Source organism: Fimbriimonadales bacterium, assembly GCA_035559795.1.
In the GTDB taxonomy this organism is placed as follows: domain Bacteria; phylum Armatimonadota; class Fimbriimonadia; order Fimbriimonadales; family ATM1; genus DATMAR01.
This window is the reverse complement of record DATMAR010000009.1, coordinates 149,219-175,589: the sequence shown is the minus strand read 5'-3', so window position 1 is coordinate 175,589 and position 26,371 is coordinate 149,219. Positions and strand designations below refer to the sequence as shown.

The following is a 26,371-nucleotide window of genomic DNA, read 5'->3' as shown; positions in this document are numbered from 1 at the left end:
TTTTCGAGAATGAATTAGTGCGCATGAGCCTCCTCTTCGTGAGAAACGAAAAGAGAGAGATATACGCAAGTCAAAACGGCAAACACCAGTGCTTGAACGATGCTTACCAAAATCGCAAGCGGTACTAATACCGCATCCAAAGGTACACCGAAATCCCCTATTTCGATGATTTTCCGGAATGCCGCTTTTAAAGAATGCTCCGCAGACATATTGATATAAAGTCGCAAAGAGAGGGAAACGTTTTTAAACAACTCCGAAACAATCTCTACCACAAAAAGGAGAACATTGACAATGAACAACCAACCCAACGGCGGTCCGAAAAAGTGCTTAATGTATCCCCAAATCCCTAACGTCCGAATTCCGACATACTGCACATAAAACACGACCATCACAGCCATCCCGAAAGTGACGCTAAAGACGCTCGTGGGAGCCATCAACCCGATAACACCTAAAAAATTAGCCACCAAAATAACCGTGTAAATGGTGAAAACCAAAGGAATGAATTTTCTACCCTGCTCCCCGATTACACTTACACACATATTCTCGATGAAGAAATAGACATGCTCCAGCAAACGTGTAAGAAGACTTCGTGGAACATTCTCTCGCGCTCCTCGTACCGCAATAACACCGAGCGAAAGAATAATCAAAGCAGTAAAAGATAAATAGAAAAGAGGAGTCCACCAAACTCCGTGGGCCCCTTCCGCAGCCGTCGCTGCAGCCAGTGTGGTGAAAATCTCCAAATGCGGATTACCTCATTCAAAACTCGTGGGAGCAACTCCTTCGAAAAGCGCTCCCACGACAAGCAAAAAGTATACCATCATAAGGGCGATGAAATACCATACGAGAGCCTTGCTGTCTATGACATAAACCAAAGCAAAACCACCCCCGATTGCCAGCCACTTCAGTAGTCCGAAAATGAACACCGGGCGATTCGATGTTACTCTCTGGGCGACGAGGGCTCCCGTAATCCACCTCGACAACCAAAAGCAAGAGAATCCTAAAAACAACCCCACTATAACCGCTAAAAAGCTCGTAAAGCCACTCCATAACCCTATTCCGCTCAACGTTATCGCTAACACGACGACTATCCAAGTTACTTTCCTCACAGATTCATCCTCTTCACGATTCGAAGCATAAGCATGAAAGAGAGCACGACCCCTACCAAGAACCCTACCACCGTCCCGTAAGTAAAACCGAACTTAGAATCTATCCATGCTCCGATTCCGACTCCTAAGACGATAGGGACCACTAAGCCGAAGGCAAGTGTAAGCCCCAGCCCGAGCGCGCTATAGGCTTTAGATTCATCCGGAGTTTTAGTACCGGGAGGCTTTCGCTTCGGTCTCTCGAATTTCCATTCGGGGACTTCCGGCAAATCCACATTAGTCAGTTTTTCCCGCTTCTCATATTTTCCAGAATCCTCAGGCTCGTTCCCTAACTCCGCTGAGGATTGCTTTTCATCGTTATTTGTATCACGTTCGTTACGGTTATCCATCTCGTTCGTTTTTACCGCCTTTTTCACAACTATAGTCCATTAGATTTCTCGTTCCCAAACTCTGCTTGAATCGCCTTTCTCATCGTTCCTCTCGTTTTCTCTCATCGTCCCTCTCGTTCTCAAACTCTGTTTGGGAACGCTTTATTCTTCTTTGCTTAGCTCAAGACCCTCAGTTCATGTTCCAAAGCCCCAGTCTCTCGTTCCCAAACTCTGTTTGGGAACGCCTTTTTTTCTCTAAGTTCAAAACCCTAAGTTGATTTATAATCAAGCACCGATGCTCCCTCTAACCCTCTATGCATTATTCCTCCAATCTACAATAACCCTTCCATCGAACTCCGATGCAAAACTCTCGTTGAAGGTTTACCCACTGCTCGAAAATTCGAGGATCTGCCCTAAATACCGCTGGGAATACCCCTTCAAGATCGAAGCGCACGCAGACAAACTTACAGGGGAGCAAACCTTGCGCTTTCGCATTTATACGCAAAGCAATGAAAGCCTCGAAACAAGCATCTCTATTTCTCGTGTTCTTTTGCACCTTTGGGAACTCGCAAATTCGAAACTCTCTTTAGAACATCCATTGCGCTTTCGAAGAACTATAGATGTGTTTCTCGCATCGGGGGGGAAAAGCGGTGCGGAACAAGGCATCTTTTTCGGACCTGACGAAAACGGTTTCGATAGCACACAACTCGCAATTTACATCTACGACATAAAAAACCTTTCTAATTCTATCGAAACTCTGCGTGAAATTGCGCACGAATACGGGCATGCGATTCTCCCCCCCATAGGGACTTACAAAGAGCCCGAACCCTGGTCGAACGGATATTTAGGTGAAAAATTATTCCTTATGATGCTTCTCGAAGCACTCGAAAAGAAAAATATTCGAACCGAAGACCTTCTAAACGCCAACCAGCGAGAACTCGAAGAGTGGGTTAAAAAAAATGCATTTCCGTTGGCAAACAAAATATGGAGAAATGGCATCGAAGAAAAAGAGTTGAGCAACAGCATGGATTCCCTGATTGGTTTTGCGCTTTATACTCATGAGGCATTTCCACGGGCTTTATCGAGAGGACTCCGTATCACGGGGGGGGCGAAACCGGGAGACCTATATCGAGCAATCCGAAATGCAATAGAAGAAAGAACGCGATGGGAAATCGAAATCCCGTCTCGATTAGCGAACAATCGCATCTGGCTATTCCTCGATAAACATTGGAAAATCGAAGGGGCGAAAGTGATTACCAGAAATAAGAACGGAATGCTCGTAGAATGTAAAGGTAAAAAAATAATTGCAAAGAAATAACAAAAATACACTCCACTCTTTGGGTATGCCTCTCACGGACTCCTCTTTGCTGAGGGTATCGAAGACGAAGGACTAGCCTTCTGCTACAGTGGAGACGCACTCTTAGGCTTCCTCCATCATAAAACCCAAAAAACCATGGATCCAAGCCCTAAAAGCCCACGTTAAGAGGTAGTAAGGCTCGAAGGCGAGCCTAAATGACATGTCATTCAGAGAGGAGTAAAAAAATGCGCATATCTAAATTAGCGATCCTTGCAGGACTTACCTGTGCCCTAACCCTCCAGGCATCGGCAGCTACGTGGTTGTTCCAAGCCTTCCTCAGCGGTGACCAAGAAGTACCTCCGACAGATTCCCCAGGGAAAGGCGTATTCGCATTCAACTATGACGACGCCACGAATGCTATCGATGTGATTTTCCTCGATGTCATCTCTCTGACAGCAAACTCTACGACCGAAATCGTCGGTACACACATCCATGCTGCTCCATTTGGAAGCAATGGTCCTATCATCGTTGACTTCCTCGGTGGTGGCGCAGGTTCGTGGTCTGGGATGTTTGGCGTCTTCGAATACACCCAAGCCGGGTCCCTTATCCTCCCCGAAGACCGTGAAGATGACCTGTTCGCAGGGAATACCTACATCAATGTTCACACCTTCAAATTCGGAGGCGGTGAAATTCGCGGTCAAATCAACCTCGTTCCTGAACCGGCTACCCTGGTGATTCTGAGTGCGGGCTTAGGAATACTCGCTGCCCGTAGAAGGAACCGGTAGGCTCCTTCTTTTTTCAGCACTCCCAAAGCGGCTACACGAATCGTGTGGCCGCTCTTTTTCCTTGTCTACAATCAAGTAAAGGCAATGAGAACATCCCGACCCTCGGGAAATAACGAGAAGCAAAATTCCACGTAACTAGAAGCAAACACGACCAATTTCAGCATAATCTATGACCTATGCCAGAAACGCCGACCCGCACCGAATTCCTCTTCATGGATGTCTGGCAAATCATTCTTTTTTATGTCCTCATGTTCGCCGCTGTCGGGATTTTTGCCTGGCAAGTTTATCGAAGGATTCTCCTTTGGAAAAAAGGCAGACCGATTCGGTGGAAACCACCCTATTTCAAAAACTTTCTCATATTCTTTCTCGGGCAGAAAAAAGTTAGGCACTCTCGCAAAACGAGTGGAAGCCCTCTCCATTTGCTCATTTTCTACGGGTTTCTCACACTCTTCATCGGAACTACGCTTTTGGCCATCAACACTTATTCTCCGTGGAAATTCCACAAAGGTGCATACTATCTGACCTACGAATTCGTGCTCGACGTGATGGGGCTCGCTCTTATCGCTGGATTAATTTGGGCATGGATTCGACGAAAATACAATCCCCCCCGTACGCTAACCTCAGAAATCACGGATTACTACACGATTTATCTCTTATTGATTATCACGATCACCGGTTATATCGTCGAGGCGGCACGAATGAATGTCGTCCCCAAACCGTTCGACACCTCTGCGCCGGTCGGTTTTCTTCTCTCTAAAATCATTCCTGACATCACGCCTGCTTCCTATCTCTTTCTATGGTGGTTTCATGCTCTGCTCGTCGCCTTTTTTATCGCTGTCATCCCGAAGCTCAGATTGCGTCATCTGTTTTACGCGCTACTCAGCACTGCTGGCTCTGACAGCAACACCTCCATCGGAAGACTCAAAACTGTTCGATTCGAAGACATCGAAAAAACGGGAAAAATCGGTGCAGAAACGGCGGCGGATTACTCCCGTTGGCATCTCATGTCTCTCGATGCATGCATGGAATGCGGAAGATGCACAGAAGTTTGTCCCGCTTGGAATGTCGGTAAAACTCTCAATCCGAAACAAGTGGTATTGGACGTCCGAGCGGCGATGGAAAAAGACAGCAAAATCGCAGATGCCGTTACGGAAGAAGCCTTATGGGCTTGCACGACTTGCAACGCTTGCGTCGATGTCTGCCCCGTGTTGATTCGACACGTAGATTTGATTGTAGATGCTCGTCGCTGGCTCGTCTCAGAAGGAAGACTCTCCGGAACAGCAGCGAATATGCTGCGACAGGTGCAATCTACCGACCATGCTTGGGGGGGCTCGGCTACGGAACGAGAAAAATGGATGGAAAACGAAAACATCCCTTTAGCGCGAGATTTAATCACAAAAGGAGAACCTTTCGACGTTTTATTTTGGGTAGGTTGCGCGGGGGCTACAGACCCAGGTGCACTGAAAACCACGAAAGCGGTCGCTTCCCTTTTGAAAAAAGCAGGTGTACGCTTCGCTTGCTTGGGAAAAGAGGAAAAATGCACGGGCGACCCGGCGCGTAGAGTAGGGGATGAGTTTCTCTTTCAACAACTCGCCGAACAAAACGTGCGTACCTTCGAACAATACGGCGTGATAACCATCGTTACTTCCTGCCCTCATTGTTTCAACACCATCAAAAACGAATATCCAGAATTCGGCGGGTCATACGAAGTGCTGCATCACTCTCAATTCCTGAGCAAACTCCTCGAGGAAGGAAACTTACAACCTCCACATTTCGAAAAAGGCGAAGTAACTCTACACGACCCTTGTTATTTGGCGAGAACGAATCGAGAAAGTGAAGCACCTCGTCGCCTTCTCGGAGGCAAGGATAAAGTAGTCGAACCTACGAATTTCGGAGACAAAACCCTGTGCTGCGGGGCAGGGGGGGGAAGAATGTGGATGGAAGAACCCCCCGAGCAACGTCCAGGTGTGAATCGGGCGAAAGAACTTGCCACTACAGGTGCTTCGACTGTCGCATTGGCTTGTCCGTTTTGTAAAATCATGCTCGATGCCAGTTTTACGCAAGCGGGATTAGAAAACGGAGTTCGATTAGTAGACATCGCAGAAATCTTGCACGAGGCGAACCAGTGATTCGAGGTATCGGGATAGACGTCGTCGAAGTGAAACGCATCGAAAACACCATGCGCAATCCGCGTTTCACCAAACGCATTCTAACCGAAAGGGAGATCTCTTCGTTTTTAAACAAATCTATTCCCCCTATAAAACAGGCAGAACTTTCAGGGAACGATTCGAAAAGCCCCCCCTCGTTTACAGGGGCAGAATTGAAACCTTCTTTCGTCGCAGGAAGATGGGCAGCAAAAGAAGCGATAGCAAAAGCCATCAATAAAAAACTCCGCTGGCATGATGTCGAAATCCTCGCCGATGAAACAGGCCAACCAGTCGTTCATCTCACTGACAAAGCGGCGAGCATAGGGGGGGCAATAAAAATTTCTATCTCCCACGAACGCGGCATTGCCGCAGCCATAGCCATCTGGGAAGAATGAAGAACGATGAAAAAAACTCGCATCGGCATCCTCGTCGGAACGAAAGGTAGAGGCTCGAATATGCGAGCGATTATCGAAGCCTGCCAATCTGGTCGCATTCCGGGTGAAGTCGTTGCAGTTTTCTCGCCGAAAGACAATACGCCAGCAGTTCAAAATGCACATGCTCTCGGTACGGAAGTCATCCTCGTCAATCCTGACGAGCCCGATTTCGCTGTTCAGTTTCTATCACTCATTCATTGCATGCGAATCGAGTTGTTGTGTTTAGCAGGTTACATGCGACTGCTTCCTAAAGAAATCGTGCAAGCGATGCCGGGACGAATTCTGAACATCCATCCCGCACTTCTTCCAAAATTCGGCGGAAAAGGAATGTATGGAATGAAAGTCCACGAAGCAGTAATCGCATCCGGCGAGAAAGAATCCGGCTGTTCGGTACATTACGTTACGGAAGAATACGACGAAGGGGAGATCCTCTTGCAAAAAAAATGCCCCGTCTATCCCGAAGACACTCCTCAAACTCTCGCCGAACGTATCCTTCCCTTAGAACACGAATGCTACGTAGAAGCCATTAATCTCTGGATCGAAAGACACGATGACTAAAAATAATCAAGGCCTGAAAGCATCCTTATAATGCCGGACACTCCTCCCTACAATCGTCACCACATCGAAACGGACCGGAATCTCCTTCCCCACCACTTCGGAAAGATAATGCGACGCCGCTTCGGTTAACTTCCGCTGTTTGTTTGGATTCACGGTCTCTTCCGGCGAAACTATTGTGACTTTACTAAGCGACCGAACCTCCACGAAAACGAGCGTATCGCCATCCATGCAAACCAAATCTATTTCCGCACTCCGCGCATGATAATTCCTCGTAACTATCGTGTATCCATGTCGCACAAGATAATCGGCGGCTATGCTCTCCGCTTCTCTGCCTAATTTTCGAACTTCAGACACTTTTGATAGATTACTTCACGCACGCGCATAAAACTTTGCCGATGGGCAGAACAAGGACCGTAATTTTCCAGCGCTTCCAAATGCTGGCGTGTCGCATATCCGAAATTCTTCTCGAAACCATACACAGCATGCTCGAAAGATAATTCCTTCATAATCTCATCGCGATATGTTTTCGCAACAATGCTCGCTGCGGCAATCGGAAGAATTTTCGCATCTCCGTCTACTACTGCTTTACAAGCGACATTCATATCCTCAGGAAGCGAAAAAACGTATTTTCCGTCTATTAAAACCCCTTGCACATTCCTTAGTTTCTCTTCACCCATATTAAATTCGACCCCTCTCTCGCTTATTAATGAAATATCCTTATCCTCTCGAAAAGAAATCCTAACATCCTCTTTTATCCAATCGTATTTCTCCAACAACTCTAAAAAAGCCCTCTGCATTGCAAGTAGACTCGCTCGCAATATGTTCAACTTGTCGATCTCTTCCACGCTTGCGACACCATACGCATAAAAGCATTTCTCTTTGATGAGTTCTGCGAGTTCCTCCCGCTCGTTCTTCGGAACGATTTTCGAATCTCTTACGCCTCTAAGCCTAACCCCTTCCGGTATGAGCACAGCCGCCGCAACGACGGGACCTGCTAATGGTCCACGTCCGACTTCGTCTATCCCGACCCAGTTCGCTTTCCTCGCCAACGCCATGATTCCCTTTCGTATGCACGCCAGGCGCGATGCTTTTTAAAGATACTCCATAAATGTAGAGACACCTTTTGCTCCGAGTTCTCCCCTCTGCGAACCGTGTGGCAAACAAAACCGTAGGAGCGCCGTATGGCGCGATGTTTAAAAATTATTTTCGCAAAAAAATTGTAGGAGCGCCGTAAGGCGCGACTTAAAACAAGTTACCTCTGTTTACAGGGGAACTCTTCGAGGAAGGGTTTTAGATCCCCCCCCCTATGAAATCAACCAGCCTTCTTCTGCGACAACTCGCGCCCCTTCACCGCGTTGAGTTCGATGTAGTCCTTCCATTGCACGGGAACGTCTGTATCCACGAAAATCGCAGTAACGGGGCATTCCGGCTCGCACAACCCGCAATCGATGCACTCGTCCGGGTTGATATAAAGCATCTTCTCGTCTTCGTAAATACAATCCACCGGACAAACGGTTACACACGATTTGTCCTTCACTCCAATGCACGGTTCTGTAATAACGTAGGGCATCTTAAATCGTCTCGGTAATCTTTAGCGTCGCTAAACAATATTACCCATTCGCGATCATACCGCATGGAGTTTTCGCAGCGCATAGCAAAATAAAACCACGCAAACAGCCTAAACGACTCACCCGATTCCCCCTTTTAATAGGGGGAACTTTACGGAAGGAATAAGCCACGAACCAAAACCTCATTGCTTAGAATGGAATCAGAGGACTCTGCGGGGAGGGTAATCCGCATAAAGCGAGCAACATCCGTAGTATGATTTCCAGCGTGGTTCGTCCTCCGGAAAACGTGGTGTTAGGAGCAGGCTCTTGGGGAACAGCCCTCGCCCTCATTCTTGCCAGAAACAAACATCGAGTCTTTCTTTGGGGGCGTGATGAGGAACTGCTAACCGAAATAAGCGAAAGAAGAGAGAACGAGCGCTATTTGCCGGGTTTCAAACTTCCCGACAATCTCTATCCCACACATGTAATCCCGGAAAGCGCGGAACTATGGGTGATTGCCGTTCCCGCACAAGCCGTTCGAGAAACTATACGCAAACTCCCTCTCAAAAAAACGACGATTCTGATAGCCGCAAAAGGTCTCGAGCCGGAAACCGGTTTTCGTCTCAGCGAAGTTCTCTTACAAGAACGTCCTGACGCACGATTTTGTGTCATGAGCGGTCCCAATCTCGCGATCGAAATCGCAAAAGGTATCCCCACCGCGACTGTCGTCGCTTCCAATGACCTCGCTCTCGCTGAAAAGATCGGAAAAAAATTCGTAAACCCTTATCTGCGCGTGTATTTCAGTAAAGACACGATCGGCGTAGAACTGGGGGGGGCGCTCAAAAACGTTTTAGCGATTGCCGCTGGCATGAGCGATGCGCTCGGTTTCGGAGACAACACGAAAGGAGCGATTCTCGCGCGTGGATTAAGGGAAATGGCGCTTCTCGGAACTTCTCTCGGTGCAGAACTCATGACGTTTTTAGGAATCAGCGGCGCAGGAGATTTATTCGCCACCGCGGCGAGCAAACTCAGCAGGAATTATCGTATCGGATATTGCTTGGGAGAATTCAAAACCCTCGACCAAGCGCTATTGGAAGTAGGTCAAACCGCGGAAGGCGTACCGACGAGCGAAGCCGTAGTGAAATTGGCGCACAAAATCGGCGTGGAGATTCCATTGATGGAGATGGTGCATCGCGTGTTGATGGAAGAGGTGAAACCCCAAGAAGCCGTCGTCCAACTCATGCACCGCCCCGCAAGGTGCGAGTGAATGCTTCATCGAATATAAAGTACTGTAGAATGTGAAGGGAGATGCAGATAGAACAAGGGTTACTTGAGACTCTTCAAACGCTTATAGACAACCGCGCTGGCAACCAAATGCTGGAAGCGGTTCGCAGGCTAATGCGCGAATCTATTGCATTAGATCTCGCGACTGGTTATCTTGAACTGGGAGCAATGCTTGCATTAGACGGTGATTGGCAAAAGCTCAATTCTATTCGCTTACTCATGGGGGACGAGGTAACCAGAAAAACGAAAGAAGTTATCGTACAAGCATTAAAGGAAAGAGATCTTAATGGAATCGAGCAAGCCAAAGAAGAAGACGACTGGAAAACTTTGGACGGATTGGAAGCCATCAAAGCCGCATTGCAAAATGGAACCATAGACGCAAGAGTCTATACCCGCGCTAAATTTCATGCTAAAGCCCTTCACTTCAAAACCGGGGGGGTGGTGAATCATGGAATTATCGGTTCCAGCAACTTTACCCGAAAAGGACTTACAGAAAACTTAGAGCTCAACCTCTTTACGAGCGATAATGCGCAACTCAAAGAACTCGAACAATGGTTCCAAAAAGCTTGGGAAGAGGCTGAGGATATTAAACCAGAACTTCTTAAGATTATAGAACCTCACATTCGCTTATATTCCCCGTTCGAAATATATCTTCAAGCGATGAGGGAGTATTTCTTTGGCCAAGCTCCTCCTGAAACTACCTGGGAAACGAGTGAGAGTCGTGTTTATCATATTCTTGCCACTTATCAACGAGACGCATACCATACGCTTAGAAAAATAGCGAGTACATGGGGGGGTGCACTTCTTTGTGATGGAGTGGGGCTCGGTAAAACCTATGTTGCACTCGCCCTCATCGAACGCGCACTCAAAGATGGCAAACGGGTGATGGTCCTTGTACCTAAAAGCACTCAGGATTCGCTGTGGGAACCGATTTTGCAACAATATTTCCCGAATGATTATCATTCTGATAAAAATCTCCCTCGTAATATCGTTCTCATTCCCCACACCGACCTAGGTCGAGAAGGAGGGATCAAAGAGGAGCACATCGAGGCGTATCGCGCTGCATTCCAAACGATCGTGGTAGACGAAGCGCACCATTTTCGCGTGCCATTCAGAAACCGAAGTAGACGATTGCGCAAACTTGCAAAAGATAAGGAAATTTATTTGTTAACTGCTACCCCTATTAACAACTCGATCTTCGATCTTTACTGGCTCATGCAATATTTCGTGCAGGATAACCAAAGACGCTTCGAAACACTAGGTGTTCCGAGATTGCGCGATTGGTTCCGAGCCTGCGAAGCGAAAATCCTAAATGAGAAAACAACTCCTGATGGATTCATAGAGCACGAGGAATTCCTGCGAAACGTTCTCGTGTTGCGCTCGCGAAAGTTCGTAAAAGAATTGGAAAAAGCCCAAGATGCAAGAACGATATTCCCGAAACGTCAGCCCCCCCGTCTCATTGAATATTCTCTCTACAAAGTATATGCACAACTCTTGCCTGAATTCATGAAGGCAGCGGAAACGGATAAAGGTTCCCTTCATTTAGCCCTATATGAAACAGAGCGATTCAAGACACAACAAAGCAAAGAAACCCTGCAAAAGCAATCGAACATCGTAGGACTTATTCGTACAACACTTCTAAAACGGCTCGAAAGTTCCTACAAAGCTTTCGAAGCCAGTTTGGAAGACCTCCTTCTCAAACACGTGCAAGCATTAGAATATCTCGACGAAGATGCCTATAAAGCATGGCGTGGAGCGCAAGAAGACATCGTCGCTGCTGTCATAAACCATAGGAGGGAACGCTACGCATCTGAGGAAGACAAAGAAGACGAAGAAGAAAATGAATTACCGCCTCTTACCGAAAGACGCGAGCAAGAATTAGAAGAACTCAAAAAAGCCGTAGACGCCTTCGGTGCAAACCGAGGCGAATGGTTCAAACAAATACTCGAGGATATGGACATACTCTGTCAAAATTTGCGTGGAATTTATAGCAACCTCTCTCCCGATAACGACGACAAACTCCTCGCTCTCATCAAGGAAATTCTAAATAACCCGCTTCTTCGAGAAAACAAATTTATCATCTTCACGGAATTCAAAGACACCGCAAGATATTTAGAGCGAGAACTCAAAAAACGCCTCCCGGATATGAAGCAACGAATCATCGAAGTAGACAGTGGAAGGAATGTAAACAACCGGTCGCAAATCATCAAACGATTCGCACCGTATTACAACTGTTCTCAAGAAGAACTCGAAGAATACCTCAAACATCCTTTGCAAATTCTCATCTCTACAGACGTCTTGAGCGAAGGCCTCAACCTACAAGATGCGAACATTGTTGTCAATTATGACCTTCACTGGAATCCTGTTCGCCTCATGCAGCGAATCGGGCGCATAGACCGCAGAATGGACGCTTCGAAACTCGTGCATGATAAGGCTTGGATTTTTAACTTCTTACCCCCCCGCGAACTGGAAAAATTGATATCCCTCGCAAGACGCTTGCAAGACAGACTCAAAATTATTACGATGGTGCTTGGACTCGAATCACCTGTCTTAACACCGGATGACTACGTGCATACAATCGACCTCTGGATGGAACATGGCGAAGGAAAACTTACCGTCGATGACGAACTTCGCTTGATAGCAGCCGAATTAGAACGTGATTATAATTTAGAATGGGAGAAAACAAAACAATTTCCGAATCGAATCTACTCCGGAAAGAAAGGGAAACCCAAAGGCGTGTTCTTTGCTTATCGCTTTAAAATTCCGAAAAGCCTGCCAGACGGCACAATCGCAGAAAATGAATACGACTGGCGCGTTCGATGGTATTTCTGGGATTTAGAAAATGACAAACTCATTGAAGACAAAAAAGAAATTCATAATGCGATCGAATCGCTGCCAGACGAATCGAGAATCGTGCAACTGCCGCGAGAAGAACGAACACGCATTCGAAAAATTGTAGAAGAAGAAGGGGTGAGTCGTGATAAATTTATTATGCAACTCCCATCGAATTTGAAAACAGAACTGATTTGCTGGATGGAGGTAGGGTAATTGCCAAGAGTATCAGAAGAAATTGCCATCACAGCAGAGGACCTCGCAGGCGTTTCGTCATTCGATGACCTCGCTCGGCTTTTTCACGAAAAACTAAACTGGCCTCGACCGGACTGGCCAACATTCAAAGACGTCGCACATCTCTACGGCATCCCTCAGAGCGACATACCCGGCGTGACCGCTCTCGCGGCAGTCCAAAAGCTGGACGAATGGCAGCAGTGGGGCATTTTTTTAGTGGATTTCGGCGACAATCAACTACGTCGCTCGGACCTTCGCAAAATTCTCCACAAAGTCGCAGAGGAAGCGCGAAAAGAACACGCGAATCCCGTGTGGCCACACGACAACATCCTGTTCATATGTAAACACCGCGATGGCTGGACGCTTGGCTATTTTCGAGGAGAGAACCTTGCGAATGCGAAGTTACACTGTTTTGGGTGGAGTGACCCGCATCGAGCACGGACAGCACTCACCCGAAACCTTCCGGAACTGAGATGGGATAACCAAGAGAACTGGGAAAGAGCTTGGGATGCTGAGCGCCTCACTAAGGAATTTTTCTCCGATTACAGAAAAGTTTTCGAACAGGTTGAGAAAATGGTTGTCGGGCTGGAAACGGATAACGCAAGACGCTTTACACAATCGCTTTTCAACCGCCTTATGTTTCTATGTTTTCTTCAAGAGAAAGGTTGGCTTGAGTTCAATAAAGAGCGTAAAGATTACTTATTCAAACTACATGAAGAATTCGTTCCCTATAATGAGAAGAATTATCATGAAAAAAGATTTTATGATCGGCTCCGACTGTTATTCTTTAGTGGGCTGAATTCGAAAAATCATGCAGGCGGTGCAAGAAAATATTTAGAAAAACTGATTGGCAAAATACCGTTCTTGAATGGCGGCTTGTTTGAAGCTGACCCGGTACTTGACAGAGCTGATGTCTATGTTCCTGATGAGGCATTTCCAATCATATTCGATTTATTCAAACGTTACACCTTCACTGTTACAGAAAGCACACCATTAGATGTAGAAGTCGCCCTCGATCCTGAAATGCTCGGAAAGATATTCGAGGAACTCGTTATAGGTCGGCATGAAGTAGGTTCATATTACACACCGCGTCCGATTGTGTCGTTTATGTGCAAAGAAGCGCTTAAAGGCTATTTGCAAGATGCATGTCCTTCAGATCTCTCACCAGATGAGTGGAATAAGCAAATTTACGAAACTCGTTGACGAGCAAGACGCACGTAACATAAAGATTACCCATGCACAGCGGCTTATTCATAAATTAGAAGCAATCAAAGTATGCGACCCTGCATGCGGAAGCGGTGCATACCTCCTCGGAATGCTACAAGAAATTCACGCTTTGCAGGTTCTGCTCGATACTGCCGCACACAGAGACACCGCACGGGATGATTACGAGCGAAAACTGAAAATAATCGAAAACTGCCTTTATGGTGTAGATATAGACGCATTCGCAATTAATATCGCCTGGCTTCGTCTGTGGCTATCACTGGTTATAGATGACCCTCGCAACCCTTTAGACGACCCTAATGCAGACGTATCTCTACCAAACCTCGATGTTAAGATTGAGGTAGGTGACAGTCTACTTGCTCCCGTACCGTCGGACTTGATGAAGGATACGAGAGGGCAGTTTGCACTTGTAAAGCCATTCATAGAAAAGTACATAAACGAGAAAAGCGAGTATTTACGTTGTGCTCCTGAAAAAAAAGCACAATTGCGTAAAGAGATGGCAAGCACGAAAAATGAGATTCGTGCATTTTTTAAGACCGAACCTCCGGTCGGTTCTCTCGATTGGGCTATAGAGTTCATTGAAGTTTTTATTGATGAAAACGGAGTATGGCGCGGTGGCTTCGATGTGGTGCTGGCTAACCCGCCGTACGGACTCAAACTCGACGACTCTGTTCGCAACCATTACTTCGACCGCAGAACCGAAGGTGCGCAAAGCAAGGACAGTTATGGCATCTTCATTGCCCAAGGTATACGCCTTCTAAAGCCAGGGGGAACGTTGTGTTACATCGTCTCAGACACGTGGCGCACCATCAGGAGCCATCTGCCTCTGCGGAAACGGTTGCTCACGCAGACCACCGTCAGCCACTTCATCGACCTTCCGAGTTGGGTCTTCGATGCGACTGTCAATACCTGCATTCTCACACTTCGGAAGGGTGCTCCAACAGAAGAACACCAGGTCATCGCTGCTGACTTGAGGGCACTTCCACGTGGGGATTGGGATACGCTCATCAAGAACCTCAACGCGATTGCATACCACGGTCCCGACCTACAGACCCTTACCTTCGCCCGCTACACCTACCCGCAATCCCTCATCGCCACTTACGAGAACTGCTCGTTCTTCATCGCATCGCCCAAACTTTACCGGCTGATGAGCGACCCGCGGTTCCAAAAACTGGGCGACATCGCAGACGTGAAAGTCGGACTGCAGACCGGTGACAACGAATACTACCTGCGCAAGCGGCCTGGGGTGCGAGGGAACTACCAGATTCTCGACGAGTCGAAACTGTTGACGGAGGAGGAGATCGCAAACCTATCGGAGGACGAGAAACGCAACGGCGTCGACCCTGCGAAGTATGGCGGCCGCCATTTCGTCCCTTATGACAAAGGCGGAGAGAGCGACGCCGATGAAGGCTGGCTGCCGAATTATTATGTTCCCACAGGCTACTTCATTGATTGGTCGCGCGACGCCGTTCACCGCCTTAGAACCGCGACCGTTGCCGACGTTAAGAGAAGGAAGGGAGAAAAGATCAAGCCTGGGGACGAAGAACGCATCGCATCTCGTTTTCAGAACTCCGAGTTTTACTTCCGAAAAGGCATCACCTTCTCTTACACAGGGTTTTATGCGCCGAATTTCAGGCTTTCGTCAGGTGCAGTGTTCGATGTTGGTGGTTCAAGTTGCTTTTGGGACAGTAATGTCGCTCCAGAATTCCTACTAGCCTTGTTAGCATCCTGCATAAACAAGTTCGTCGCTAAGAACTTCGTTGACCACACAGTCAACTTTCAGGTTGACGAGTTCAAAGAGCTCCTTGTCAATCTGAATATTGAGGATAGCAACAAACATCGATTAATTACACTTGTCGCCAGTATCATGGCTCAGCAACGCAAGGTCCCGAACTATCCTTATCACCTCCACGAGCAGCGTGAGATCGACGCCCTGGTCTATGAAATGTATGGTCTCGACGAGCACGACATCCGGGAGGTCACGCTCTGGTACTGCCGCCGCTACCCTGCGCTCGCTAAAGCGCAGGGCGTCCTCGCCGAGGCGCGCGAGAAGTACGCCGACTACCTCGCCTGGTGCGACTTCATCCTCTCCAAGCCACCGGACTATTGGGCTTCAGATCCCCTTCTAAAACTTATCTCTCAGGGTGAGAGCGACCACCTGGAGTTCAAGCAGTCCCTCGAGTACGTGGACCCGACAACCCTCGACCCAAACATCCCGAACGACCAAAAGGCACGCGTCTTATCGGAAAAACAACGTGCAGTCCTTCATTCGGCACTCAAATCAATTTGTGCCTTCCTAAACTCGCCCGATGGCGGCACACTTCTTATCGGCGTTCATGACAAAGGCGAGATTGTCGGCATCAAGCCTGATCTCGATATAGAAAGCCACAACTGACGGCTTCGAAAACAAACTTCGCTCGCTCGTCCGCGACCGCTTCCAAGGCGTAATTCCCGGAAATATCAAAGTCGCTTTCCACACCATGGCTAACGGTGAGACGGTATGCCAAGTGGACGTATTACCCAACCCTACCGCTGTCTACCTGGATGACAAGCTCTATGTCCGAGATGGGAATGGCACTTTCGAGCTCACCGGGCCACGACTAGAGGCATGGCTTCGCAACAGAAATAAATAATTATCCAACTTGGTCACCTCACCACCTCCGTCTCTCGCACTTCTATTTCTGCCAGTCGCCCCCCCGTAGAAGAGCGGTTGGTGAGGCGAATATAGCGGACTGTTAATGGGCGGGCGCGGTAGGCGACGCTGCGAACTCGAAAATTCTTCGGGTCGATGTCGCTTCGAAACGCAGAGGCGAACGACCAAGAAGCCTCTAGCGAAAACAACTGCGCTTCTTTCACGGTTTGCCCGGTCGTGTAGACCCATATTTCGAATTTCTGCCAAAAGGCATTCGCGTCTCCATTGACGACGAGGCGCACCTCTCCAATCGGGCGGTCTCTACCCAAATCGATTTCGACCCAATCTTGCGTGGCGTCACCAGGAACACCACCCGTCGCGGGGGGCGGGGGGGCGAATTCGAAAATCGTGCTCGCGTCGCCATCGACCAACTTAGAGAGTTCGCTTTGCGGGCTGTTTCGCTTATCGATTACGATTCGCTTCAGCGCCAAATTGTCGGTTTTCAGCGGTCTGTGCGACACTGCAAAGCGCAAATCCTGAATGTAAGCGCGTTTGTTCCCTCTCGCATATGCATCCGCCAACTGCCAGACCTTCAAAAACGCCCACTCCGTTTGCCCCGCGAAATCCAGTCGAACCAGAAAGACCCCGTTCGTCCCCACCACATCGATTCTTCCGAAAGGATTGGGTTTCAAGGTGTGCCCTGTGAGCGTGGTAAATGGCTGTTCGAGTCCAGTAGGGCGATTCGGCAGCAACGCCGTTCCATTTTTGATATCCACCGTGAAATCCGGGGGGGCATCCTGAATTACACCGTTTTTCATTTGATAAAACGATAGCGTCCCTGACGGAATGGGTATTCCTTGATAATCCAAGCATCGTACAATCACGACGTCGGGAACGGAATACAAGAATTCCCCATAAAATCCGCGCCGATATCCCACATTCGCATTGAGCGCGGCGACATCGGTAGCGGAATAGAGTTGAGTCGGTTCGAAAACCGGGCTGAGAAGGGCGGGAATTTCTATGGGTTCGTTCGGAATGCTGTATGCCCAGGGGATATGGATGTCGTTGCGAGTATCCCCCCCACCCATGAGACCAGCGTAGGGATCGAAATGTCCACGGGTCAGAACGAAATCGTTCGTTTTCAGTTTTACTTTGCCGCGAGTTCCATCGGGCAAGGACGGGTCTACATTCATCCAGTACAAATCGATCAAACCGATTTGATGACTGAGTTCGTGAAGCAAGGCTCTATCGCAAATTCGGCGTACGGCTTGGATGTATTTTTCCGCTTCGCCGAAGGAGGAATCGAAGCCCCATTCGCCGTCGTACGTGAGCGTGGGGGTGTCATTCGGAATATGCGCCCCCCCCTTCAAAGTTCCATTCGGCACGATATCGATTTTCTGAATGCGAATTCTTTCCCGCGAGCCGTCTTGCGCGAAACTGAAACGGCTGTGCGTCATGAAAACGTCGTTCCAAATTCGGAACTGCCATTGAATCCAATCTTCGAAAGCGCGCGAACCGATTCCATTCGTTTGTTTTCGGAACGACTCATAGAACCCTTCGTCTACCCAAATGCCGATATTCAGTGCGCAGGCTTGAATCTCCAATGCATCGTTGGCTTTCAAAGCATCTTGCGCATCGGGCGTGACACGAAAGAGGATAGGCTGCGTTCTGTGGTCGAACGAATCGTTTAGGAATTTCGAGCGGATTTCGAATTCCACGGTTTTTCCGGGTTCGATTCTTTGCTCGTAGCGTCCCTCTGCGACTTTTTCGTCATTGAAGAGCCATTGATAGGCGAATCCATTCGAAGGCGCATCGCCGACATTTTTCACGACGGCGACATAACGGACTTCCTCACCGTCTTTGGGCCATTTTTGCGTATCCGCTTTACCTGGATTCATCATCACACCGGACTCATGACCATTCACGTTCATACGCACATACGCGTCTCCCCGATTGTCGTATCTTTCGTATTCCGGAAACCTCGAAATGTAAATCACGCTGAGGTCTGCGCCCGATGATGTCGGAGAATCCACCACCTCGACTTCCAAACGGGGGCGCAGAGATGGGGGGGCTTCGGAAGAATTCAAAACGACATTAGAAGTTACTTCTATCGCCCACCCCCAATTCTCGTACCATCGTTCATAGAAATCTTGAACGTCCTTCTGCAATCCTTCGATTACGATTTCGTTTTGCTGTGGCACGTAAGATGCCTTGGCGCTCGGATTTTTCTCTACGTATTTCTCCCCCCCGTTTTTCCATTCTTTCGGTTTTCCTTTTTCCGAATAGAACTGGTATTTCCATGTGGTTGCTCCGTGTGACGTTTTCTCGTTTGCGTCACCCATCCCTGGACCTTCGTTCCAACGTCCACGAAAGCGAAAGAGGCGAATTTCGCCGGGTGATTGAATGTAATCCGGGAATAAAACCAATTTCGCTCGACGAATCGTTTTATGAGGTCCGATGGCTCGCTCCAAATCAGCGAATCGAATGAGGATTCGAGATCTTGGAGTTGCACGTAGGGAGATTCCCTGCGCGAAGGAGCGCTCGGGAAAATCCGGCGAAAGCGTCGTGTCTTGGCAGGCGTAGTATGGTGTTTGCGGGTCTGAATCCAACTTCGCCCCTCGATAGAGGAGGATGGTTTGAGGGGATTGAAGGAAAGATAGACAGCAAATGAGCCCAAGCATGCGATGATTATACGAGATCGGTTCGGGAAAATCCTCGTCTTCACGGGTGATTTTTCTTAGGTCTTATAGACTTTTCGTTCATTCGGTGACTGGGATAGAGGGGGGGCTTTGTTTGACGGTTTTTTCGCTTCACTTTGGGTGAGTTGGGGAGAAGATTTCGCGGTTCCCAAACAGAGTTTGGGAACGAGGGAAAAACGTAGGAGCGCCGTAAGGCTCGATTTAAACCCCCTCCTTAAAGGTTCCCCCTGCTGCGCAAGGGGAACCGGATTAAGGGAAAGTAAACAAAAATTCTTTTGTGAGTGTACATTCCACACTATTTAGCCCCCCCTAAAACAGGGAGGATAGCAAACGATGCCTTGAAGACTTTGCGTTCCCAAACAGAGTTTGGGAACGAGGGAAAAACGTAGGAAATATTTATTATCCGTCGATTTTTTGTAAGATGACTTTGATTGCTTTTTGAAGTTGATTATCGCTCTTTTGGTCTCCAGGTACAGCGTTGGGTGAAAGTTTTACTTGAACATCGGGCCAAATACCACCGCTGACGTAACGACCGTTTTCGTCTTCCACGCGAGCGATGGGTTTATTGCTCGGAAGATAATATTTTCCTATCGTGATTTTCAATTCGGCACCATTGCGAAGAGGTACCATGGTTTGAACCGAAGCCTTTCCGAAGGTGTGTTCTCCTACGAGCGTTGCTACTTTATAATCTTGCAATGCCCCTGCGAATATCTCTGCCGCGCTCGCCGTAGTGTCATCCACCAAAATCACCACCGGATAATCTCTTTTTCGCGCGAAACTTCTTTTCGTAAAATAGGTTTCAGGAGCGCTATTTCGGCGTTTCATCGTAGCGACTAATTTCCCGCTCAAGAACCTGCCAGCCAAATCCACCGCCGAATCCATCAAACCGCCTGGGTTATGTCGTAAATCAATAATCAAACCTTTTATTTTTTTCGCTTCGAGAGCATCATATTCTTCATCGAACTGCCGCACCATGGTTTCCGAAAACATCCGCACTTGCATCAATCCGATGGGAACCTTGCCATTTTTACTGTCCACAAAAATCACATCTCCGTAAACGTCTTGAATCGAAACTCTGCGTCTTGTCAACGAAAAGGTTTTTGTTTTCTTCTCGGATGGTCGGAAGATCGTGATCTGCACTTTCGTTCCTTCTTGCCCTCTAATTCTTTCCACGATCGTTTCTACAGCGTCTCCTGCGACATCTTCTCCGTTGACTTTGACAACCAAGTCATTCGGTTTAAGCCCCGCTTTCGATGCTGGACTGTTTTTGAAGACTCGTTCCACGCGTGCACCGAGTTCATGAGGTGAAAGTTCTGCACCGATCCCCCCCGAATTCGTAAATCGTCCTCGATTTCTTTCGTCGAAGAGTTCCGCTTCCTTCGCTTCCAGTAAAAGAGTGTAAGGGTCATTCAATGCAGCGAGCATGCCATTCGCCGCGGCGAATATCAGTTTTTGTCGGTCGGGAGTTCCATAAAATTCCGCTTCGATTCTTCCGAGAGCCGTTACGAAAGCGGTCGAGGGTTTTAGGCTTCCCGGTTCTTCATTTCTTAATCCTATGGCTTCTGCCAGCGTGCCCAAGTTATGCGGACCTTCCCCTCGAACGATTTCACGGAAGGAATAACCGGTAATGAACGATAAAATCGCTACCGAGAAAATAAGAAACAAACGCCCCCAAATGCTCATCTGCCCACTCCCTGTTTTTCCTTCTTCGATGTCGGTTCTTTTATCGTTTGGATTTGTCCGTTAGTTTCTGCGGGCAATTTCAACAAATCGAGTGTGTTTCTCGTGCTGATGTTCTGTAAGCGATACAACGGTTTCCCTGCTATGTCGTAGAGCATGCCGGATGTCAAGGTATATCCACTGCCATCTTGAAGCGTGAAGCGTTCGATTTTCGCACCTAATCCGAAAGTAGATGAACCTATCCACTTCGCATTTGCACGATCTCTCAGAGCGACGGCAAAGAGTTCGGCTTCTCTTGCGGTGCCTTCATCAACGTAAACATCGATCTTTATCGGTTGCGCTACTCCTCTTTCAATTCGCAAAGGCTCGAGCGGTTTATCGGGCTCGCGTTTTATTTGTGCATACGTGCCTTCCGGAATCAGTAATTCCAAACAGGCTTGCATGCTTTCGAAGGAGCCTCCGCCATTTTCCCGCAAGTCAATCGTGATTTCCTTTTTATCTTCGAGAAATTTTTTCAACGCAACAGGGACGGAGGGATCGAAGCCCCTGATGCGAATCGTATTCCCATCGATCTCGACCAATTCGACTCGATGCACATCCCGTTGAATCGTAATAAGTTTCGGTTTTCCGTTTCGCAGTATTTTTAATTTTGTCTCGCCTGTGGTCGGTTCGAGTAATTGCTGCAAAGCCTGAGGTACCAAGATAAGATTTTCAATTTTATTTTTCACCCATGAGAATAACTCGTCGAATTGTTTTTGCGTAATTTGTTTTTTTCGCAATTTCATGCGCGCGGCATGCACATCTGCAACGAGCCAGCGACTCGCAACCCATTTTCCATTGATTTCTTCGATGACGTCTCCCGGGCGAAGACCTGCCTTCCACGCAACGCTGTCCATAGGAACGCTCACAACCACGATGGGAAATTCGGGCTGATTATCTTTTACTTGATGGAAAACAATCACGTTTGCTCCGATTCCTCGATAAATACCTTTTAGAATATCTTGTTGAATTTTCCATTCTTTAGGGGTGTAGAATCGGCTTCCTGTATCGTGAAGTTCTTGAAACAGGAAATCGAGTGCACCATGGGCGAGAGGGGTTTCGTCTTTGATTTCCTCTACATAAATCCCATGAACGATGTCCATAATGTGATCGAGAAATTCCCCCCCTGAAATCAACTCTTCGTCAACGACATCGAGGGTAGTTTTTTTTACTCCTTGCGCGTAATAATATCCGAGTTCTCTGCGACGCTCTTGCTCGTAGTTTTCTCGAAGACGATGACCTCCGAACCCCGCAAGGAGTCCGAAGATTACGGTCAGCGAAACAAATATTACGTCTTTTCTTTTACTCATTCTCTAATCTTTATTTTGCTTCTTGCAGTTCAGTCTTTCGCTCTGACGATTTCTCGGAAGAACAACCGAGAGCATTAATTTTCCCTACCCTGCGAATGTGACGCGGTTCTTGGCTTTCCGGTTCGTTCAAAAATGCTTCGAGAATAGCGACCGCATCTTCGGCAGAAATCAGCCTCCCCCCCATGCAAAGGATGTTTGCGTGATTATGTTCCCTACTCAGGCGAGCGCTTCGAACATCCCAACATACCGCGGCTCGAACACCTGGAAACTTATTCGCTGCCATCGCCATTCCGATTCCTGTGCCGCAAATGAGAACACCGAAAGGCGCTTCGCCTCGAGAGATTCGCTCTGCAACTGCGGCAGCGGCATCGGGATAATCGAAGGCGTTTTCATCGGTCGCTCCGAATTCCGATACTGCATATCCGCGATCGAACAGCCATTGAGCGAGAACTCTGCGAAGGGCGAAACCAGCGTGGTCAGAACCTAATAAAATTGTCATGAATTTTTTAACTCCTTTACGAGTGTGCGAACCTCAGCGTTACGATGTTCCGATAAGCGGGAGAGCATTTCATCCGGAAGTTTGATTTTGCCCGATTTTGCTACATGAAGTACAGGTAAAAGCACTTGCTCGTATTCTTCTTCGGATAAAACACTGATTTCCTCGTATTTACGCTCTCCGGGCATTTTGAAAAGCGAACTCACAGCGGCGGCACGCACATAGGGATTAGGGTCTTTGAGCATCTCTTGTAAATAAGAAACATGATGTTCTTGCGAGTCGTTCCCCATTTCTTCGCAAACTATTCTTCTGATTTCGGGGTCGGCTTCTTTTAAACCCGCATAACCGCGTGACCTGATCACCGGGTCTTTAGCGCGAGTGAGCCGAGCATAACAATATCCACGAACCACATTCGAAAGGTCGTTGACACTGCCCCATTCCAGCCTTCTTGCGACAAGGGGAACATCTGGATTCGCTCCTTGTACTACGGCAATCCGCACCATCGGGTCCAACTCCTGTAAAAACGCCATGAGCACGATTTGCGAGCGTTCATCTTGAAAATTTCCCAGCGCTTTCGCTCCATCTCGCCTTGTCTTCCATGAGCGTGCAGCCAACAGGATGGAGATGTCCTTTCTATATTCGGGGTTTCCTTTTTTGCTCAACTGCAAGGCTGCCTCGGAAAGTGGTTCTTCGCCGTAGCGGTGAAGCCTCGTAAAAGAGGCTATCGCTTCCCAAGCCTCGGGTGTATCTTGAAAAGCGAGGGCTTTTACTGCTTGTAGAGCGACTCCAGGGTCGGGGTCGAGTTTTACTCTTTGTATAAGCATCGGAATCGAATCGGCGTCTTTGATACGAGTAAATGCAGCAGTGGCATTCAATCGCACCAAAGGAGATTTATCTTCGATGAGTTTGCGAATTTGAGCAATGCGTTCAGGGGGGGCATTTTCCGGCAAATTCGCACAGGCACGCGCTCTGTCGTCTGCGTTAGTAGAATTCGGGTCTCCTTCTTTGTTGATTTCTGCATCTGGGTCGTTAACGGTCGTATTGGCTGAAAGGTCTGCTTCTCGAGTGATGCGGAATTCGTCAACATAATGTTGGAAACGATTCGAAGAGCGATATTGATTGCTACTGAATGTGCGTGTATCTCCGAGTGAGATATCTACTACGTAATGTGGTCCTTTTCCGGCGACTTTTGTCAATTCTTCGTGCAATGGGTAAACGATGCGCTGCCACTCTCCATTCGGAATGAATTTCGCTCTCGGTAATTGAACACTTTCGCCCCACTGCTCCTGATACGGTCCCGTTAGCATAATCACATAGCGCTTACCTTGGTGAAGAGTCACTACCAAGCCGAGACTTTGCACCGAATCGGTTTTGAAATAAAAATCGAGATAAGGATAAGAGGATGTTTCATAACCCATTCCTTCGGGATCTCTTTTCCCAGCGCGATAGAAACCGAATGCGGTTACTCTTCCCCATCGCACTCCGCCGGAATCTTCTATTTCCAAACATTTTCCTTGTACCCCCCCCTCTACCGTTCGAACCGTCCAGCCGCCGGAATCTTCTCTTTCCGCATCCCAACCTTCTGTTCCCATTTCGAAAGCGTCATGTTTCAAGGTCTTGCCTGTTTCACGGGAAAGGATTAATTCTTCTGTTTTCACGCTTCCAGGATAAGCGTCTGCGGTGATCTCGAGTCGAATCGTGGCTTTGCCATCACGAACTTCGCTGGAAACTTTCCCTTTTGCACGCAATTCTTTTTGCTCATATGCATCCAACGAAATCTCTTGCGGAAATCCTTCTATGCTCCATCCATCAGGAAGAATCGGGGTGAGCTTTACGCGAGACGACTTGCTTCCGTTTTTCAAAAAGAGTTTCAATTCGAAATCGGAACCGGAGATTCTTCTCGTTCCCACGTCTTGAAGTTTCGCACGAATCGGTTCGATAACTCGAATAACGAACGGCCTCTCTATCCGCTCTCCATTCGAAAGAATTCCCTGAACTTTCAAAAAATGCGTTCCGACTCCTAATGAACTTATAGACAGATTTCCGTTTGCTTCGAAAGGAATCACCTTTCCTTCCCAATCCGTTACGACATATCGTATGTCATTCGATCCAGACCGGAAGGAAACGGAAGCCTCTTCGCCTTTTAGATATTCTCCGCGTGCTTTTACGAATATTTTTGTTCTTTCGTTTCCTAACGCGAGCGTGTTCGTTTCGCATAGAGTATCGGGCAGAGGTTTCGTTTCTGCTACAAGCATGACTCTTCCATCCACGCTGATATAACCTAAGACTTTAGGTTCTTCACCGTTTTCGTTATACAAATTGCGGAGAACGAAATCGGCAACGTTCCAACGAATGAAAATTAAATCGCGCTGGTTGTTTCCGATTCGAGCCATCGCTTCTTTTGCAAATTGCAATTCGTTGTTCAAAGTGAAATCGTCTAAATCGATGTCTTTGAGAATCGGTGTCTTCGCATCGAACCCTTCTGGGATAAATAGAACTGCTGATTCCTCTGCTCGAATCTCGACTTTCGAGGCTCCTAATCTTTTCGCGATATCCTCAGGAGTAAGAAACGGAAGTTTTTGCCAAGGCGAATCGCGCACATCGTTCCATTTATATTCTTCATTCTTCCATCTTCGAGTCTGGCGGATGGCGTTTTTCCAATCTGGTTCTTTACGGTTGCTCAATAACTTCCACATTTCTTCGGTGACACTGTTCTGCATCAAATCTCGAAGCCACGAAAACCAGCCGGAATATCCGACTTCGTCTGTGGAATAACCGTTTTGCGATGCGTTATGAAGCCAGGGCAGCCACGACCATTCTCGCCCTCCGAAACCATAATGAAAATACGTGTCTTCGATTTGGTGATACCATTCGTGAAGCATCGCTTCGGTGTGACCGATGCGCTTCCCGAATTCCCTTCCGTTGGAAAGAATCACATAGGCTTGTGTCGCGTTATTCGTACGACCCGCTGTGCCGCCGAAACTGAAGGAACGCGTCGTTCCGGGATGGAACATGTATAAAATACAATCGAAATCGCCGAAATTGAAACGTCCACGCAGATACTCGTAACCTGCCTCACGCGGGTCGAGCGTCCAAACTTGGTCACGTTCGTAATAACCCGTAATCGGCTCCTCTTCGATACTCACGGTAATTTGCATTTCCAGCGCCCCCCGAGTAAACGCTTCGACTAACGCTTTGAACCGCGCGAAGGTTTCCAAACAAAAATTCAAGTCCGATTCGGATACATAGTTTCGCTGAGGCTCGAGTACGCCATCTTCTCTTTTGTAAAGCACGTCTGTTCTCCTAAAGACGACTGCTTTACATTTCCAAACATTCGCTTTACCTTCTTGAATTCTTTTTTGCGCTTCCTGGTAAAGCGCTTTGAATTCCTCCCAACCGCCTTTGTCTCGATAGGCTCTTCCTATATTTCCCGCTTCGTTGAGGAGGAGATTGTATCCTTCAGCCTTTAAATGCGGCATCGTTTCGTCTGGCGCGGGAAGAAAATTTACTGGAAACCGAATGGGGACTTTACGGGGGGGCAATTTCCGCCCGTCGGGATCGGTTTGACCGAAGACCGTGATTTCACCGAGAGTAACCCATTCTCCTGCTTGAGGGGGGGCTGATGGTCGAGTGAAGCCGATTACGAGCGATGCAATGGAGAAAACAATCATAGAGGTTCTCTTCCTTTTTCCTTCATTTCAC

The 26,371-nt window shown here is 47.9% G+C and carries 20 protein-coding genes; 9 read left to right on the top strand and 11 right to left on the bottom strand.

The features are described 5' to 3' along the window. Nucleotides 1–14: 14 nt before the first annotated feature. Genes VNK96_06365 through VNK96_06355 form a run of 3 tightly spaced genes read right to left on the bottom strand, consistent with a single transcriptional unit; the run spans nt 15 to nt 1,519 of the window. On the bottom strand, nt 15–740 hold the full coding sequence (locus VNK96_06365) for a F0F1 ATP synthase subunit A (GenBank protein HWP31329.1): 726 nt from the start codon (nt 738–740) through the stop codon (nt 15–17). Nucleotides 741–752: 12 nt separating this feature from the next. Beyond that, nucleotides 753–1,106, bottom strand: a complete 354-nt coding sequence (locus tag VNK96_06360; GenBank protein HWP31328.1) for a hypothetical protein — start codon at nt 1,104–1,106, stop codon at nt 753–755. Continuing rightward, on the bottom strand, nt 1,103–1,519 hold the full coding sequence (locus VNK96_06355; GenBank protein ID HWP31327.1) for an AtpZ/AtpI family protein: 417 nt from the start codon (nt 1,517–1,519) through the stop codon (nt 1,103–1,105). The genes VNK96_06360 and VNK96_06355 overlap by 4 nt, the downstream gene beginning before the upstream one ends. Nucleotides 1,520–1,766: 247 nt before the next feature. On the opposite strand from VNK96_06355, the gene VNK96_06350 reads away from it, so the two are divergent. From VNK96_06350 to purN, 5 genes are all read left to right on the top strand, one after another. Further along, nucleotides 1,767–2,789 carry a hypothetical protein gene (locus tag VNK96_06350; protein HWP31326.1) on the top strand — a complete coding sequence of 341 codons (1,023 nt, stop codon included), beginning with the start codon at nt 1,767–1,769 and terminating at the stop codon, nt 2,787–2,789. Between the two features lie 224 nt (nt 2,790–3,013). Next, nucleotides 3,014–3,553 (top strand): CHRD domain-containing protein, encoded by a 540-nt coding sequence (locus VNK96_06345; protein HWP31325.1) that lies wholly within the window; start codon nt 3,014–3,016, stop codon nt 3,551–3,553. Between the two features lie 176 nt (nt 3,554–3,729). Beyond that, nucleotides 3,730–5,682, top strand: a complete 1,953-nt coding sequence (locus VNK96_06340; protein HWP31324.1) for a heterodisulfide reductase-related iron-sulfur binding cluster — start codon at nt 3,730–3,732, stop codon at nt 5,680–5,682. Continuing rightward, entirely contained in the window at nt 5,679–6,095 is a 417-nt protein-coding gene (locus tag VNK96_06335) for a holo-ACP synthase (protein ID HWP31323.1), read from the top strand. The genes VNK96_06340 and VNK96_06335 overlap by 4 nt, the downstream gene beginning before the upstream one ends. 6 nt (nt 6,096–6,101) lie before the next feature. Further along, nucleotides 6,102–6,692 carry a phosphoribosylglycinamide formyltransferase gene (gene purN, locus VNK96_06330; protein HWP31322.1) on the top strand — a complete coding sequence of 197 codons (591 nt, stop codon included), beginning with the start codon at nt 6,102–6,104 and terminating at the stop codon, nt 6,690–6,692. A gap of 6 nt (nt 6,693–6,698) precedes the next feature. On the opposite strand, the gene VNK96_06325 is transcribed toward purN, so the two are convergent. The 3 genes from VNK96_06325 to VNK96_06315 form a co-directional block, all read right to left on the bottom strand. Beyond that, on the bottom strand, nt 6,699–7,046 hold the full coding sequence (locus VNK96_06325; GenBank protein HWP31321.1) for a YraN family protein: 348 nt from the start codon (nt 7,044–7,046) through the stop codon (nt 6,699–6,701). Next, the gene (locus tag VNK96_06320; protein ID HWP31320.1) at nt 7,025–7,747 is read right to left on the bottom strand and encodes a ribonuclease HII; all 723 of its coding nucleotides are present in this window, start codon (nt 7,745–7,747) and stop codon (nt 7,025–7,027) included. Before VNK96_06320 ends, VNK96_06325 begins: the two co-directional genes overlap by 22 nt. Before the next feature lie 257 nt (nt 7,748–8,004). Continuing rightward, nucleotides 8,005–8,262 (bottom strand): ferredoxin family protein, encoded by a 258-nt coding sequence (locus tag VNK96_06315; GenBank protein ID HWP31319.1) that lies wholly within the window; start codon nt 8,260–8,262, stop codon nt 8,005–8,007. A 251-nt stretch (nt 8,263–8,513) separates the two neighbouring features. Here VNK96_06315 and VNK96_06310 point away from each other — a divergent pair, with 251 nt between their 5' ends. From VNK96_06310 to VNK96_06295, 4 genes are read left to right on the top strand one after another with little or no spacing between them, the layout of a single operon-like run. After that, nucleotides 8,514–9,506, top strand: a complete 993-nt coding sequence (locus tag VNK96_06310; GenBank protein ID HWP31318.1) for an NAD(P)H-dependent glycerol-3-phosphate dehydrogenase — start codon at nt 8,514–8,516, stop codon at nt 9,504–9,506. A gap of 41 nt (nt 9,507–9,547) precedes the next feature. Further along, a complete protein-coding gene (locus tag VNK96_06305) occupies nt 9,548–12,571 on the top strand; it encodes a helicase-related protein (GenBank protein HWP31317.1) in 3,024 nt (1,007 codons plus the stop codon). After that, complete coding sequence (locus VNK96_06300) at nt 12,572–13,792, top strand: hypothetical protein (GenBank protein HWP31316.1); 1,221 nt, start codon at nt 12,572–12,574, stop codon at nt 13,790–13,792. Beyond that, the gene (locus VNK96_06295) at nt 13,758–16,208 is read left to right on the top strand and encodes an N-6 DNA methylase (GenBank protein ID HWP31315.1); all 2,451 of its coding nucleotides are present in this window, start codon (nt 13,758–13,760) and stop codon (nt 16,206–16,208) included. The genes VNK96_06300 and VNK96_06295 overlap by 35 nt, the downstream gene beginning before the upstream one ends. Before the next feature lie 251 nt (nt 16,209–16,459). On the opposite strand, the gene VNK96_06290 is transcribed toward VNK96_06295, so the two are convergent. From VNK96_06290 to VNK96_06270, 5 genes are all read right to left on the bottom strand, one after another. Next, nucleotides 16,460–19,126 (bottom strand): discoidin domain-containing protein, encoded by a 2,667-nt coding sequence (locus tag VNK96_06290; protein HWP31314.1) that lies wholly within the window; start codon nt 19,124–19,126, stop codon nt 16,460–16,462. A 417-nt stretch (nt 19,127–19,543) separates the two neighbouring features. Beyond that, a complete protein-coding gene (locus tag VNK96_06285; protein HWP31313.1) occupies nt 19,544–20,827 on the bottom strand; it encodes a S41 family peptidase in 1,284 nt (427 codons plus the stop codon). Further along, on the bottom strand, nt 20,824–22,173 hold the full coding sequence (locus VNK96_06280; GenBank protein ID HWP31312.1) for a S41 family peptidase: 1,350 nt from the start codon (nt 22,171–22,173) through the stop codon (nt 20,824–20,826). The genes VNK96_06285 and VNK96_06280 overlap by 4 nt, the downstream gene beginning before the upstream one ends. Nucleotides 22,174–22,183: 10 nt before the next feature. Then, complete coding sequence (gene rpiB, locus VNK96_06275; protein HWP31311.1) at nt 22,184–22,672, bottom strand: ribose 5-phosphate isomerase B; 489 nt, start codon at nt 22,670–22,672, stop codon at nt 22,184–22,186. Then, nucleotides 22,669–26,340 carry a HEAT repeat domain-containing protein gene (locus tag VNK96_06270; protein ID HWP31310.1) on the bottom strand — a complete coding sequence of 1,224 codons (3,672 nt, stop codon included), beginning with the start codon at nt 26,338–26,340 and terminating at the stop codon, nt 22,669–22,671. Before VNK96_06270 ends, rpiB begins: the two co-directional genes overlap by 4 nt. Nucleotides 26,341–26,371: the final 31 nt, after the last annotated feature.

Coding starts and splice junctions, on each gene's coding strand:
- rpiB (HWP31311.1), bottom strand. CDS start 22,672: ATGACAATTTTATTAGGTTCTGACCACGCTGGTTTCGCCCTTCGCAGA.
- VNK96_06345 (HWP31325.1), top strand. CDS start 3,014: ATGCGCATATCTAAATTAGCGATCCTTGCAGGACTTACCTGTGCCCTA.
- VNK96_06295 (HWP31315.1), top strand. CDS start 13,758: ATGAGTGGAATAAGCAAATTTACGAAACTCGTTGACGAGCAAGACGCA.
- VNK96_06315 (HWP31319.1), bottom strand. CDS start 8,262: ATGCCCTACGTTATTACAGAACCGTGCATTGGAGTGAAGGACAAATCG.
- VNK96_06290 (HWP31314.1), bottom strand. CDS start 19,126: ATGCTTGGGCTCATTTGCTGTCTATCTTTCCTTCAATCCCCTCAAACC.
- VNK96_06270 (HWP31310.1), bottom strand. CDS start 26,340: ATGATTGTTTTCTCCATTGCATCGCTCGTAATCGGCTTCACTCGACCA.
- VNK96_06285 (HWP31313.1), bottom strand. CDS start 20,827: ATGAGCATTTGGGGGCGTTTGTTTCTTATTTTCTCGGTAGCGATTTTA.
- VNK96_06305 (HWP31317.1), top strand. CDS start 9,548: ATGCAGATAGAACAAGGGTTACTTGAGACTCTTCAAACGCTTATAGAC.
- VNK96_06340 (HWP31324.1), top strand. CDS start 3,730: ATGCCAGAAACGCCGACCCGCACCGAATTCCTCTTCATGGATGTCTGG.
- VNK96_06310 (HWP31318.1), top strand. CDS start 8,514: ATGATTTCCAGCGTGGTTCGTCCTCCGGAAAACGTGGTGTTAGGAGCA.
- purN (HWP31322.1), top strand. CDS start 6,102: ATGAAAAAAACTCGCATCGGCATCCTCGTCGGAACGAAAGGTAGAGGC.
- VNK96_06350 (HWP31326.1), top strand. CDS start 1,767: ATGCTCCCTCTAACCCTCTATGCATTATTCCTCCAATCTACAATAACC.
- VNK96_06320 (HWP31320.1), bottom strand. CDS start 7,747: ATGGCGTTGGCGAGGAAAGCGAACTGGGTCGGGATAGACGAAGTCGGA.
- VNK96_06280 (HWP31312.1), bottom strand. CDS start 22,173: ATGAGTAAAAGAAAAGACGTAATATTTGTTTCGCTGACCGTAATCTTC.